The 13336-nt window shown below is 42.5% G+C and carries 16 protein-coding genes; 8 read left to right on the top strand and 8 right to left on the bottom strand.

Annotation, left to right across the window (positions count from 1 at the left end):
* Window positions 1–4: 4 nt before the first annotated feature.
* Both HWQ36_RS31305 and HWQ36_RS31300 read right to left on the bottom strand, forming a co-directional pair.
* Entirely contained in the window at window positions 5–190 is a 186-nt protein-coding gene (locus tag HWQ36_RS31305) for a hypothetical protein (RefSeq protein ID WP_292710078.1), read from the bottom strand.
* Window positions 191–263: 73 nt separating this feature from the next.
* Complete coding sequence (locus HWQ36_RS31300) at window positions 264–2135, bottom strand: glycosyltransferase (protein WP_292710076.1); 1872 nt, start codon at window positions 2133–2135, stop codon at window positions 264–266.
* A gap of 1015 nt (window positions 2136–3150) precedes the next feature.
* Between HWQ36_RS31300 and HWQ36_RS31295 the strand changes: the two genes are divergently transcribed.
* The 4 genes from HWQ36_RS31295 (at window position 3151) to HWQ36_RS31280 (ending at window position 6240) form a co-directional block, all read left to right on the top strand.
* Entirely contained in the window at window positions 3151–4074 is a 924-nt protein-coding gene (locus HWQ36_RS31295; protein ID WP_292710074.1) for an energy-coupling factor ABC transporter permease, read from the top strand.
* On the top strand, window positions 4067–4720 hold the full coding sequence (locus tag HWQ36_RS31290) for an energy-coupling factor transporter transmembrane protein EcfT (RefSeq protein WP_292710072.1): 654 nt from the start codon (window positions 4067–4069) through the stop codon (window positions 4718–4720). The genes HWQ36_RS31295 and HWQ36_RS31290 overlap by 8 nt, the downstream gene beginning before the upstream one ends.
* Window positions 4721–4756: 36 nt before the next feature.
* Window positions 4757–5521, top strand: coding sequence for an ABC transporter ATP-binding protein (locus tag HWQ36_RS31285; RefSeq protein ID WP_292710070.1), 765 nt, complete (start codon window positions 4757–4759; stop codon window positions 5519–5521).
* Window positions 5522–5763: 242 nt separating this feature from the next.
* On the top strand, window positions 5764–6240 hold the full coding sequence (locus HWQ36_RS31280) for a hypothetical protein (RefSeq protein ID WP_292710164.1): 477 nt from the start codon (window positions 5764–5766) through the stop codon (window positions 6238–6240).
* Window positions 6241–6287: 47 nt separating this feature from the next.
* Here the strand turns inward: HWQ36_RS31280 and HWQ36_RS31275 are convergent, their stop codons facing one another.
* The 4 genes from HWQ36_RS31275 to HWQ36_RS31260 all read right to left on the bottom strand — a co-directional run bounded on the left by HWQ36_RS31275 (window position 6288) and on the right by HWQ36_RS31260 (window position 8516).
* Entirely contained in the window at window positions 6288–7199 is a 912-nt protein-coding gene (locus HWQ36_RS31275) for a metallophosphoesterase (protein WP_292710069.1), read from the bottom strand.
* A 30-nt stretch (window positions 7200–7229) separates the two neighbouring features.
* Window positions 7230–7625 (bottom strand): cupredoxin family copper-binding protein, encoded by a 396-nt coding sequence (locus tag HWQ36_RS31270; RefSeq protein WP_292710067.1) that lies wholly within the window; start codon window positions 7623–7625, stop codon window positions 7230–7232.
* Window positions 7626–7702: 77 nt separating this feature from the next.
* Window positions 7703–7993, bottom strand: a complete 291-nt coding sequence (locus tag HWQ36_RS31265; RefSeq protein ID WP_292710065.1) for a peptidase — start codon at window positions 7991–7993, stop codon at window positions 7703–7705.
* Between the two features lie 172 nt (window positions 7994–8165).
* Window positions 8166–8516 (bottom strand): hypothetical protein, encoded by a 351-nt coding sequence (locus tag HWQ36_RS31260; RefSeq protein WP_292710063.1) that lies wholly within the window; start codon window positions 8514–8516, stop codon window positions 8166–8168.
* Window positions 8517–8926: 410 nt separating this feature from the next.
* Here HWQ36_RS31260 and HWQ36_RS31255 point away from each other — a divergent pair, with 410 nt between their 5' ends.
* From HWQ36_RS31255 to HWQ36_RS31245, 3 genes are all read left to right on the top strand, one after another.
* The gene (locus HWQ36_RS31255) at window positions 8927–9496 is read left to right on the top strand and encodes a sigma-70 family RNA polymerase sigma factor (RefSeq protein ID WP_292710061.1); all 570 of its coding nucleotides are present in this window, start codon (window positions 8927–8929) and stop codon (window positions 9494–9496) included.
* Window positions 9497–9502: 6 nt separating this feature from the next.
* A complete protein-coding gene (locus tag HWQ36_RS31250; RefSeq protein WP_292710059.1) occupies window positions 9503–10276 on the top strand; it encodes an anti-sigma factor in 774 nt (257 codons plus the stop codon).
* 280 nt (window positions 10277–10556) lie between these two features.
* Complete coding sequence (locus HWQ36_RS31245; protein WP_292710057.1) at window positions 10557–10772, top strand: hypothetical protein; 216 nt, start codon at window positions 10557–10559, stop codon at window positions 10770–10772.
* A 183-nt stretch (window positions 10773–10955) separates the two neighbouring features.
* Here the strand turns inward: HWQ36_RS31245 and HWQ36_RS31240 are convergent, their stop codons facing one another.
* Both HWQ36_RS31240 and rpaB read right to left on the bottom strand, forming a co-directional pair.
* The gene (locus tag HWQ36_RS31240; protein ID WP_292710055.1) at window positions 10956–11594 is read right to left on the bottom strand and encodes a glutathione S-transferase; all 639 of its coding nucleotides are present in this window, start codon (window positions 11592–11594) and stop codon (window positions 10956–10958) included.
* Window positions 11595–11747: 153 nt separating this feature from the next.
* A complete protein-coding gene (rpaB, locus tag HWQ36_RS31235) occupies window positions 11748–12473 on the bottom strand; it encodes a response regulator transcription factor RpaB (RefSeq protein ID WP_292710053.1) in 726 nt (241 codons plus the stop codon).
* Window positions 12474–12818: 345 nt separating this feature from the next.
* Between rpaB and HWQ36_RS31230 the strand changes: the two genes are divergently transcribed.
* A complete protein-coding gene (locus HWQ36_RS31230) occupies window positions 12819–13085 on the top strand; it encodes a hypothetical protein (protein WP_292710051.1) in 267 nt (88 codons plus the stop codon).
* Window positions 13086–13336 lie beyond the last annotated feature (251 nt).

The following is a 13336-nucleotide window of genomic DNA, read 5'->3' as shown; positions in this document are numbered from 1 at the left end:
TAAACTAGTTACAGCCTTCACTGCTTGAAAACGGATCAGATATATTTTGTTCTTCTTTCTCTAGTCTCCTATGGATATCGATATTTGAGGAACTTCCAGAAGATGCATCTAAATTGGGATTGGGGATTGGGGATTGGGGATTGGGCATTGGGCATTGGGGATTGGGGATTGGGGATTGGGCATTGGGCATTGGGCATTAGTTATTAACTCCCTCATCCCCCGGTTGGTGAGCGAAGTCGAACCACATCTCCCTACTCCCCAGCTTATTGGCAATGATAAAGTTCATATTCATAGCCGTCTACGCTTGGCAAAGATTTAGTATCAGAGATTACGCATGTTTTGACGGCTTCTGCTACTGGGGCATGAAAGTTTACCAACCACAAGTCAAAAGGTCGTGGTAGCGTCTTTAAAGTATTTTCTAGAGCAATGGTGGAAGTATTTGGATCTTGATATTGATGAGCAAGGAGAAACAAAGAATTTTGGGGTGAATTGGCAAGTTTCAACTCCCTAGCTACCCCCATCATTTCCCCAGTGTGTATATAACTTTTGTGAGTAGTGGCAATCAGTGCTGGTACTGGGGATATTTGTTGAATTAGTTGCACAAACAGGTCAGGGCGATAATATTTTTGATAGCCGAGATTGCAGATTACTGTGACTGCACTAAAAAATCCCATTAGCCAAATTAACATCACGGCTTTTTTACCGTTTATTCCCCATTTACCTATGCTTTGTATGCCATTTTTCCCTTGTTCTCTTTCCATCAATTCTTTGGGAGGATGCCAGCAAACTGCAAGACTTGCACCTAGTAAAACAACGATCGCGGGATAGTAAACAAAGTTATATCTAGCACCTCTGGTTAGGTCAATACCCAAAAAGTACGTAAAGATCAAGAATAAAGCGATCGCACTGATTGCGACTCCAATAAACACCTGAATCATGATTCGGTTTTCTGGATGCTGTAGTTGAATCTTGATCCCACGCAGCAAAATAGGTACTGCCCAAATAAAGAAAGTCAGCATCACTATTCCAGAAGGAATCACCACCAATAGCTGTGAAGATTCAACTGGTAACAAGGAAATCATTGCAATCAATGTTCCTAAAGCTTGAAAAATTGGGCTTAACCAATCTAGTCCAACGCGCGAACCTCGAATCCACTCGGTCAAAATCCCACGATTTTTATTCTCTAACAAGATTGGTATCCAAATTAAACCCGCCACCAAAGTACCTATGGCAACGGCATAAATGCGCCGCCAGGAAGCAGAGAAGAGGAGAGAAAATTTGGTGCTAGTTTGCAATTGAAGCCAAGCAAGAGAAATCAAAACTACGGCTTCTGTGTAGAGGGTGAAGGTGAAGAAATAATGAGTAGCAATACCTAAAGCATTAATTCCTACCCAGGAAAGTGCTACCCATATAGGTAAAGGTGTGCGGTTTTGAATATGACGTGTAGCAATTACTAAGCAGGTGAGAGAACCAATTACCCATAAGAGCGCCAAAGTGTAATGACGTGCTTCTTGTGCTAAAAATACGGCGTAGGGTGATACTGCGATCGTGGCAGCAGTCAAGTGTCCCACCAAGCGCGAACGAAATGCTACTTTACCTAATACGTAAACACACGGTATTGAGGCAGCGCCGAATATGGCAGGTAGCGATCGCGCCGCAAATAGCGATACTAATCCTCCTTCGCTAGGAAATAATTTCATCCACAGGTAAGCCAGCACAAAATACAGTGGTGGATGACTATCTTGTGTCGCTAAGTTATGAACCACATCACCAATACTAGCCACTGGGTTTGGTTGCAGTGGTTGTAATAGGATATCAGGTGCGATCGCCCGATCTAGGGGTACTGATAAAAAATTATTACCCAAGCTAAACACCAAGGTGGAAAACTCATCAGTCCAAGGAGACTTTGCTGTCAAGTTGGTTAGGCGTAAGCTAATGCCGATGAGCAACCACATCAAGATCAGTAAAGGGTTAAGCCAGGAAGGTGGGATACGAGCCTGCCAATTATTATACCAGTGCTTGTGTTGTGAGGCAGAATTAGCATCTACCATCTGTACACAAGGGTCAGCAGATGCAGGTAGCAACGAGATAATTTTTTTGTAAAAATAAAATGCACCTTTGAAAATAACTCTCATTGCCGGGCCTTATACAAATGGATTTGTAGATTTGACGTTTGAGATTTAAGTTCGTTCTAAAATCTAAGAACAAAAATCCAAATCTCAAATCTCTCGTTGTGATTATTTAACGTCAGTGACGCGCCAGCTAAGTTTCATACCATTTAGGAGGGGTTTGAATCCCCTTCTAAATTAAACCTTCTGCCTTCTTCAACTAAATTTTAAGTTTAACTACTTTTTTGTGTTACGTATCAGCGCTTACACAATTTTTTATCCAAAAAATTAATCAATACTGTACCATTAAGTCAGTGAAGTCAGAAAATATACAGTTAATCGAGACTATGTGAAGACTTTATAGTATTAGTAGAGCTAATGTACTAATCTAAAATCATTAGTTAGTTAATAACTATAAGTTAAAATAAGTACTAGTTTACCAAATTTTAAAATTTGTGGTCAACAAGAAATTGATGAGTACAAATTAAGAGCTAATTGCATTCTGAATTCGGAATTGTTATTGAATCCAGATAAATATCAAGACAATTTAGCTATACATTTAGATATTTTTCGGGCACAGCAATGCTGTGTTCCCATAACAGATGTGGTTAAAATAAATCAAACCCGCTTTAAATAGTGATAACTATACTATCAAGCATAAGAGCCGCAAAGCAATTCAAAATTCAAAATATTCGCGTAGCATCTCATCGACAAGAAACACTATACTAGCAAGCTTTTTGACGATTGAGAATGTCTCGATTAAATACATATTAGCTTATTAAAGTCAAGAGGTTTCCACTTTTTCAAGATTTCAAGAATTTATCAAATCATATATAAAAATAAAATTAACAAAAATTAATATTACCATAAATTAAGTATACTATTTAGCAGCCATTGGATTGTAAATCTTTCAAAAGTAACAGCATAAAATCCCCCAAGAGGGCATTGCAAAAAAGGTGAAAATTTTGTTTGTTATTAATTTGATGCCTTTGTTTATTGCTGGTATTGAGTAAATAAACATCTAAAAAATACAGGAGAGATCATGCATATTCCTGATGGATTTGTTTCAGTTCCGGTGGCAGGGGCTACTGGTTTAGCCAGTGTAGCAGCGCTTTTTATTGCCTTCGAGCGATCGCAAGAAGCTTTTGGTATTCGTCGTGCGCCCATACTGGGACTAACCACTGCCTTCATTTTTGCCGCCCAGATGATCAATTTTCCGGTAGCTGGAGGTACTAGTGGTCACTTATTAGGAGGAACCTTAGCTGCGATCGTTTTGGGTAGTCCGTGGGCAGGGACGTTGTGTATTGCCACAGTTTTAATTATTCAAGCTGTGCTATTTGCTGATGGTGGTATTACAGCCTTGGGAGCAAACATTTTCAATATGGCAGTAGTTGGTGTTTGGGTAGGCTGGGTTTTAACCCAAACCTTGCAACGCCTGTTGGGAGGGTCTAAAGGGCGCTTACCCTTAGCTGCTGGTATAGCTGCTGGTGTAAGTGTAGTGGTAGCTGCTATAGTTTGTGCCATTGAGTTAGCCCTCTCTGGAACTGCACCTGTAGCCATAGTTTTGCCAGCTATGACTGGCGTGCATATTTTGATTGGCATTGGCGAAGGGATAATTACTGGGGGTGTGCTGACTTATTTAGCTACAGCCAGACCAGATTTGTTACCAGGGGAACAGCAGGAATTTCGTGGGTGGTCAGTACCCATTGTCACCATTTTCTTGATTGCGGGAGTGCTGTCGCTGTTTGCCTCAGCCTGGCCTGATGGTTTGGAAAAAGTCGCTGAGAATACAGGCTTCATTGATTTAGCTGGGAAAGTCCGGGTAATTGTGCCAACTCCCTTAGCTGACTACACTATTAAGGGTTTGGGGCTAATTGGCACTAGTATCGCTGGACTTGTGGGAGCTACAGTTTGCTTTGCTGTGGCCTTTGGGATTGCCAAGGTGGTGAAACCGAAGAATGCTTAAACTTTCTTTGCCGTTACGTTTGCAGCTGTCTCTAGTGATTGTAGTGGGAGCAGCTTTACTAAAATATCATGCTTGGTATTGCTTAGGTGTATATACCGCGATCGCACTTTTGTGGGCTTGGCTGTTGCGCGTACCAATTCGCCGCTTGGGAGGATTACTCGGTACAGAATTGATTTTTTTGTCATTGCTAGCCTTGCCTTTAGGATGGGAAAGAGCCAGTTTTTTACTGCTTCGTTCGCTGGTTTGTCTAGTTACTATGAATAGTTTTTTGTTAACCTTACCGCCTCATAGTTTTGGTATAGCCCTGAAAGGCTTACCCGTACCAGCACCTTTAAAGGAAAACTTGTTGTTAGCTGGGCAATATATGGAAATTTTGCTCTCAGAAGTAACACGGATGCAGCGTAGCGCTCAATTACGCGGTCTGAATGGAACTGCGGGATGGTTGCGCTACGCTAGTGCTGCCATGATTGGAGCCTTGTATCTCCGCAGTCTAGATAGGGCAGAACGAGTCTATGGGGCAATGGTAGCTCGTGGTTACAACGGACAATTACCGATAGATTCTCCTCTCAGACCAAAAGAACGTTTTGCCATATTACTAGCTTGGGCGATCGCTGCTACTGTAACCCTAACTTCTTACAAAATTTAACCCAATCCTCACTCCGCAATATTGAGTTTGTGAATCTTGAAATCTTTAACTTCCAATCCCCAACCACCAACCCATAACCCCCACGCAACTGTCGTTGAAGTTGAGAACTTGGTCTATGCCTATTCTCGCCAGGAGCCGGTATTACAAGAAATTTCTTTTACCTTGAATAAAGGCGATCGCGTCGCCTTGATGGGAGCAACTGGTTCTGGAAAAAGCACCTTGCTAGAGAACCTAATCGGCTTAAAACAAGCCCAAACAGGGAAAATTACCATTAATGGCATCCCGGTAGAACCTAAAACTCTACCCCAAATACGTCGTCAAATTGGCTTTAGCTTTCAAGATGCCAACGACCAACTATTTATGCCCACCATCTTAGAAGATATTACCTTTGGCCCACGCAACTACGGAATGTCACCAGCAGAGGCTAGCGATCGCGCCCGGCAGTTATTAGCTGATTTCGGACTAGAAGCCTACGCTAATCGTTCCGCTCACGAACTTTCTGGTGGACAAAAACGCCTTGCAGCCCTAGCCTCAATTTTAGCCCTAGACCCGACAATTCTAATTTTGGATGAGCCGACTAACGGTCTTGATCCAGCATGGCGGCGACATTTAGCGCAAGTATTGTTAAAGTTACCAGTACAGGTGATGTTAATTGCCTCCCATGACCTACATTGGTTGGGTAGAGTTACGCAACGCGCTTTAGTGCTGTCTGGTGGTCGAATTCAAATAGACGGCAATATTCAGCCACTTTTGCAAGATGGTGCTACTTTAGACCAGTTAGGTTTGCCGATAGATTGGTGATTGGGGCATGGGGAATGGGGCATGGGGAATGGGGCATGGGGAATGGGGCATGGGGAATGGGCCAAATAGGGCATGGGGCACAAGGGGGAATTATTGAACAAGTCTCTTCCTTGTCTCTTCTTCATGCCCAATGCCCAATGCCCAATGCCCAATGCCCAATGCCCAATGCCCAATGCCCAAATACCTCCTTTACTCGTAATATTGAATACTATATTCTCGGTTTTATTGCTGTTGGGGTGTTAATGTCTGTTTTACATAAATATACTGTTATTGCTCCTGTTAGCCTGAGCATCGCTTTGTTCGTTACCAGTTGCAGCGAAAATAAAGTTTCTCAGTGCCAGCGACTGATTCGAGTTGTAAATGCCGGAACTTCTTTGATTGATAACAATAAAGGAAAGCAAGTGATCACCAGCATACAACTGTCTAAAGATTTAGAATTTGTGACTAAATCGATTAAGGAACTGAATTTAAAAGATCCTAAGCTTAAAGAATTTCAAAGTAGTTTTGTGAATATTTTTCAAAATCTCAGTCAAGCGATCGCTAAAGCGGGTAGAGCGCTTGGTGCAACCAAGACAGCAGAAGCTTCAGAATCGGGTAGAGAAAAAATCCAAAAGGCTAGAACCGAAATTGACTTAGCACTGACAACAGCTACAACTGTTGGCAAGCAGTCAGACACGTTGGTTAATCAGATGAACAAGTATTGTAGCCAGCCAGAATAATCTATCTGGGGTATTGGGCACGGGGATTATTCCAATACCCCGATCCTCTAAGCCAGAGAATGCTGGTCAATTTTGACATCATTACCAGGTATAAATTCCAGTGTGCGGAAACCCAACACAGCCAGTAAATCCTTTTCTGGTAACTTGACTGGTCCTGGTTTTTCAGCTTTTCCTGGCGCAGGTAACGGATAGGCAACAGATGCAGCCGTACTAAATCGAATGTTACCTTCGCTATGTTGAATTACTTGATGAATGTGACCGCTAAGGACGGTAACAGAAGAAAAGCGGGATAACAACGACAGTACTTTGCCTGAGTCGGCGGTTGCCCAACCCCATTGAGGATAAAGATTATACAAAGGAATATGACTAAAAATAACTATTGGTGTGTCTTGTTTCTGCGCTGCAAGGTCTTTTTCAAGTACATCTAGTTGCGCTTGACCGAGTTTCCCTTGACCAGTTTCCCCAAATTCCAGCACATTGGTCAGAGAAATCAAATGCACGCCGTTATAGTCCCATATTTGCAAACCTTCTCTTTTATCCTTTTGGCTGAATACTTCTCCATAAGCTTTCCCCCTATCTCCGATAGTGTCATGTTCGCCAGGGAGGGTAAACAGTGGTGCTTTCAATTGGGAAAGAAATTGTTTTGCCGCGTCAAATTCCTCCGGTTTGGAAAGGTGCGTGATGTCTCCAGTATGAACAATGAATGCTGGTGGTGTAGGTAGTGAATTTATGGCGTTGATGGTTTGTTGCAGACTGGTAGTAACGTGTGGGTTCGCTTCCTTATTGAAACCTAGATGTGTGTCGCTGATTTGCACAAATGATAAGGATGCAGAATTTGCTAATTTCTTACCTTGCGAATCTCCGACCGAACAGGATTCAAGTAAACCATTTCCCCCCACTACCCACAAAATACCAAGACCAGTCCAGCCAACGTGTTCAATAAACTTTCTCCGTCTCATTTTGTTTTCCTATTTGAAGTTAAATTTGTTTTACTTTTTACTTGTGTTGACAGTAATTTTTCCTTGCATGTAGGGATGAATAGAACACAAGTAAGGGAAACTTCCTGGCTGCGTGAAGGTGTGTTTCCAAACTTGGGCATTATCCAGTCCCTTAGAATCAAAAGAGCCATCTTTGGCGGTAATTGTATGTGGTTCTTCGTCTTGGTTGACAAACTGCACGCTCTCTCCAGCAGCTATATTGAGGTTTTCCGGTAGGTATTTGAAATTGAGAATTTTGACGGTAGGATTTGCGCTATTGGCGGTAATTTCCTGTGGCTGGGGTGTAGGTGTTACAGATTGTCGATTGGGGGTACAGGATGACAAAGAAAACACAATTACCAGAATTGTAGAAGCAAGTCCTAGAAGCAAGTAAGAGATATATTTCATATAGCGATAGACCCAAAGTTTATTAAGGAATCGCACCAGACGACGCACAAATAAAACAAATAAAAAGAGGCAATTTTTTACTTTTTACTTTTTACTTGTTCCAACTTGCGCCGTTGAGAAAATAAACCCGTCATATTTAGTCCGGTGGCAATTAAACTCAGCAATCCCAATCCGTTAAATATGGGTAAAACTGCTGACAGTCCCAAAAATTGGAACGTATGAATTTTGAGAAAAAATCCGACTAATTGGGCTTGATGCAACCACTCATCCGCAACTGTCATGGCAATACCTGTAACTGCGGTGATAATTAGTGGTAAGCAGATTGTAAGTGCAATTAGTCGGTGATATTTGCGGAAAACTAATCTCATGATCAAATTCCTAACGCTCTTTTATTACTCTCGTCAGATTAAATTTGAAACCCTATTTTGGCGTTAGTCCGCGCAGGCGGACGAGAGTTTGTGTAGCCGCGTTCGCGTCAGCGTGCCGGAGGCTCTATTTTAATCGCTTGGATTATTCTCTCTCCAGAGTCATAGAAGAGCGCTAATCTGCTTCTAAGGCTTGTAGTTGTGCTTCTAGTGCGCTTAAATACCCTTGATCGGATAGAGTTTCCTCTGGTAATAGCTTTGCCTTCACCGCACTTTGAACAATATCTTTAGCTGTTACCATTCCCGATTGATGCGCGTTCAACAAAGCATTCCCACTCTTGATACCTACATTTTGCAAGTAGCCGCGTTCAGCCATGAAAGCTAGATTGAAAGGATTGATTTGACTGGCTTTAACACTGTTTACTACGACTGAATTATATGTGATTGGGATTTGTGCTTGAGCAGTGGTTGCTAGTACAGGAGATACTAACAAAGCTGATAAAATTGGGAGAATATAACGTTGCATGGTTCTACCTCGTTAATAGAGTTGTTGGGATAAAGCAATGAAAGCAGGTAGGTAAAACCTACCCAACTCGTTTTCATGTGGGTAATATGCGAGTGAAAAAGGCTGTTTTAGTAGAGATACAATTAAATAGTGTGCGCGGTTTCTATTTGAGAAAGACTCACACGCTATGAACGGCATTCTATCTCTTCAATCAAGCATGACCGAAATAAATAATTGTGTGGGTTAATGTTCGCTTCTATTCCAATAACGAACAAGATGAGAATTTGGATTTAACCTCAATCCAAAATCTAAAATCTAAAATCTAAAATCCAATTGCTTTCGTCAATCGTTATAGAAATAGAAATAAAACCTCTGCCATTGCCAACCAAATGGTATACCTAATATTAACCGAGGCATATTCACACCCTAGCATGGAGTCAAATTCTCCCTCGCACCAGACAGATACAGAGTTGCTCCACGCCCTGAAAGCAAAACAGCCTGGAGCATTAGGTATTCTCTATGACCGCTACGGTCAGATTGTCTACGGAATTGCACTGAAAATATTGCAAAACCCGCAGGAAGCGGAGGATTTAACACAGGAGATTTTTCTGGCTTTGTGGCGCAATGCGACTGTCAATGCCAACCATAGTCATTTCCTGCGTTATCTGATAGCGATGACGCGCTCAAGGGCAATAGATAAAATCCGCTCTCGGAGTCGCGTCCTTAATCTCTTGCACCGCTTTGGGCAAACAGTCACCGCCGAAACCCTCTCTCCAACTCCGGTTGAGCAAGCTGAGTTAACAGAGCGCTCTCTTGCCGTTCGCTCTGCCCTTACCCAACTGCTAGACAACCAACGTCAGGTTATAGAGATGGCTTATGATGCTGGACTTAGCCAGTCGGAGATTGCTCAACAACTAAATGTGCCATTAGGAACGGTGAAAACTTGGACGCGCCAAGGACTGCTGAAGCTAAAACAAATATTACTTGATGCTATTGATTAGTTACCTATGACTGCACCAGAAAATTCTCAATATGTACAACAGTTAGCAGCAGGCTATATCGTGGGTGAACTGGCTCCTAATGAAGCTCTTGAGTTTCAGCAGATGCTTGCAGAAAATCCATCCTTGGCGGTGGAAGTAGAGCAGTTACAGCAAGTATTAGATGAAGTGGTTTATGGTTTAAATGCTGTTGAGCCGCCACCGCATTTGCGTGCAGCTATCCTCAGCAATTTATTGGACGTAGAGACTGAAAATCTTTCCGTATCCCATCGTCGTCCAGTCAGGGCTTTTCCCTATAGTCTCTCTTGGCGTAAAATCATCGGCAGTGTCGCGGCACTATTAATTTTGTATTTGGGAATAGATAACTACCACTTGCGTACAGAATTGCAGGTAGCTGATAATCTCAAAACACTGCTGCAACAAAAAGCAACCCGCCTGTTTCCCTTAAGGGGTGTGAATGTAGCAGAAACAGCAAGCGGCAGTTTTGTGCTGAATCTGGAACAGCAAACAGGTGTGATTGCGGTTCAAAATGTTCCCCCTCCGCCTGTTGGAAGTATTTACCGACTTTGGGCAGTTGTTGAGGGCGAAAAAATCCCGTGCGGACAGCTTCGTGCTAGTACACAGGGTAAGATTGTCGAAAAATTTGCCATGCCTGCTGATTTCTATGATGCGGGGGTATCAGAAATGTTTGTGACGCTGGAGACATCCACAGACTACCGGTATCCACTCGGCCCAGTAATCATGAAGAGTTCTTTTACCTTTGGCGATCGCAACAAAGGGTAAGTTAGAAGAAGCACTCGCAGGATATGTAGCAAGGGATTCCATCAACACTCAATACTGCGTAGGTTAAGCCTAAAAAATAACTCCAATGTAGGTTGGGTTGAGGAACGAAACCCAACATTTTCAGGGATTTGTTGGGTTTCACTTCGTTCAACCTAACCTTGTATCTTAGAAATAGTAGTAGACCGTCCCAACCTTGGTCAAGAAAGACCGCTTTGTAGCATGGGTCACTACAACAATCTCTTTGACAGAACTCGAACAGTCGCCAGGGGCAAAAATTTAAATGATGAAACCTCAAGTTTTAGCCATTCAATCCGAAACGGCGCGTCAATTATCGGAATTAATTAGTCGCAGACGACAATTAGTGGAGATGCAGACAGCCGAAAAGAATCGCCGCTCACGCACTCGTGGCCAAGCCTTGGCAGATATTGAGGCTCCGCAGAATCTAGCGCAGCGTTCCCCAGTTGCGTCAATGTTAAGAGTCCCGGTTTTTTGTTAACGATCGCTTGACTTTTAAGACAGTCGCTACTATTCTTCTTAATCGGCTGTTTCTTATCTAACTTCTGAAATTAACTCCAAAAGCTCCTGGCAACTTCTACTGAATTAGAAAAAGATGCGACTGATGATGTTCTAAATGCAACATTAACCAGTTTCTAATTATCTGAAACTTTGGCTACCAGAATTATTGAATGCTATTGGCGAAGTCGTATTTGCCTCCACGTTCAAGAGCGCGTTTGTAAGCAGGTCGTGCATGGATGCGCTCGATAAATTGCTTAATCTTTGGTCGGCTTGAGATGAGTTCGGCTTCCATAGCGACTATTTCCAAAGGAAAGCTCATTTGGATATCGGCGGCGGTGAATTCTTCGCCTACAAACCATGTACTTTTACCAAGTTCACCTTCTATATAGTCAAAGTGAAGCTTGATTTGGGGTGCGATAAATCCGTCATTTACGTTGTCTCCTACACCAAAACGGTTGAAGACGAGATTCATTACCAGAGGTGGCATTGCAGAGCCTTCGGCATAATGCAGCCAATAAGTGTAGTGCAGACGCTCCGGCGTACCGGATGGCGGTATTAGCTGACCATTGCCGTAGCGGCCGACGATGTATTCGATGATAGCACCCGACTCAGCAACAGTATTTTCTGCATCTGTGATTACTGGTGATTTGCCGAGGGGATGGACTTCACGCAAGGATGCTGGTGCTAGCATCGTCTTCTGGTCGCGTTCGTAGAACTTGATCTCATAATCGATCTCTAATTCTTCAAGCAGCCATAGCACACGCTGCGATCGCGAGTTGTTAAGATGATGGACAACGATCATAATAGCTACTTTTTTACAATGGAGTTATTGTCGGCTTTTCATCATCTGAACCTATCATCAGCCGACTCATTCTTCATCTATCTAATGGTTTTTTTTGGGTAGAGCTAGATTAAGCGCTGATTCCTGGATTCGGAATTCTTCTTCAATTGACTCCTACTCTGATTCAATAATTCGTGGGAAAAAATAACCACTACCTCTTGCTGTGATAATCAACTCTGGTAAGTTAGGGTCATCTTCTACCTTTGTCCGCAATCGGGAGATATGCACGTCTACTACACGGGTGTCTAAATGAAGTCCTGGTACGCAACCCCACAATAGCTGCAACATTTCTAATCGGGAAAAAACCTTTCCAGAATTGTTTACCAACAACTCTAGTAAGCTAAATTCCACACCTGTCAGCCGAATCCGTTGCTCATTTTTATAGACTTGCCGCTTACTTGTATCAATTTTGAGATTGCCCACACGGATGATCGTGGAATTAGGAATAGTATTAATACTAGTTTTGTGGAAGCATCGCCTTAGTATACAGGCAATCCTAGCTTCTAGCTCCTTGGGAGAGAAAGGCTTTGTCATGTAGTCATCAGCACCTAACTCTAGCCCAGTAATCCTATCGGCAACGTTTCCCAAGGCTGTAAGCATAATAATTGGTACATCTGACTCTTTCCGTAATTCTTGGCATACACCGTAGCCATCCAGCTTTGGCATCATCACATCCAAAACTATTAAGTTAGGAGCGGATACACGAAAAGCTGACAAAGCTTCTTCACCATCGCTAGCTGTGACGACATCATAGCCAATCATGGAAAGACGTGTCTCTAAAATCCGACGGATGCTCGCTTCGTCGTCTACTACCAGGATTTTTCCTTTATGACCTGACAAGTTCCTCAATGCTCCTTTACAGCGAGAACTCTTAACCCTCTATTATCAGGCTTGATTGAGTCTAAAACACAAAACGGCCTTGGACTTACTCTAATGCAGTAGTGTAAATCGCTCAAAGCATTTGTGAAAAATTATGCTAAGGCATCTGCACGAAAAAGAGATTTGCACTCAATTAAGAAATTCCTCAGCCAGGGACTCGTATTTTCTATAGATTTGGTGTATCTTGTTTATTCCGTGCAATTATTAACACTCATCTCACCCACGACTTTTTACAACTCTGTTGTCATCCGACTTTTCAGCCAATGCCTTTGGTATGCAGTGAATGAAAACTTTTAATTAATAGATATGAAGATCATCAAAAAATCTGACAAGCTGACTCTGAAGAAAATGATGGAAATCCAAGACGCTGAAGACCAAAATCTTCAAGCTGATACCGTCAATTTTTCACCCCCTGTGGTTGATGAGCAACCAGCAGATATTCCAGAGCCGAGAGAACCCAACTACATTCCATTGCGCGATAATCCCATAGTCCAATCTGTTGGCAATTCCGGCTGGCAGATTTCTGATATTTGGCGGGATATCCGCGTAGATGATTTTTGTAATTTTGGATAACTGTCAACTGTGCTTGTTGAAACTGCTATAAGAAATTGATCGATGACGCGTCTAGCACTGCTGAGTGTATCTAACAAAACTGGTTTAATTGACCTGGCGCGTAGCTTAGTTGAAGAATTTGACTTTGCGCTAGGTAATTCCTAAGCGTACATTAACTATTTGTTATCTGCTTCATCTTCAAGCAGGATGGTGTTCAGAAGATTCAATTCAATGGATGCCATAAAATAGCGATCGCTAAAAACTGTTTCTAA

Source organism: Nostoc sp. NMS2 (assembly GCF_017115105.1).
GTDB lineage: Bacteria > Cyanobacteriota > Cyanobacteriia > Cyanobacteriales > Nostocaceae > Nostoc.
This window is presented reverse-complemented; position numbering and strand designations above follow the sequence as displayed.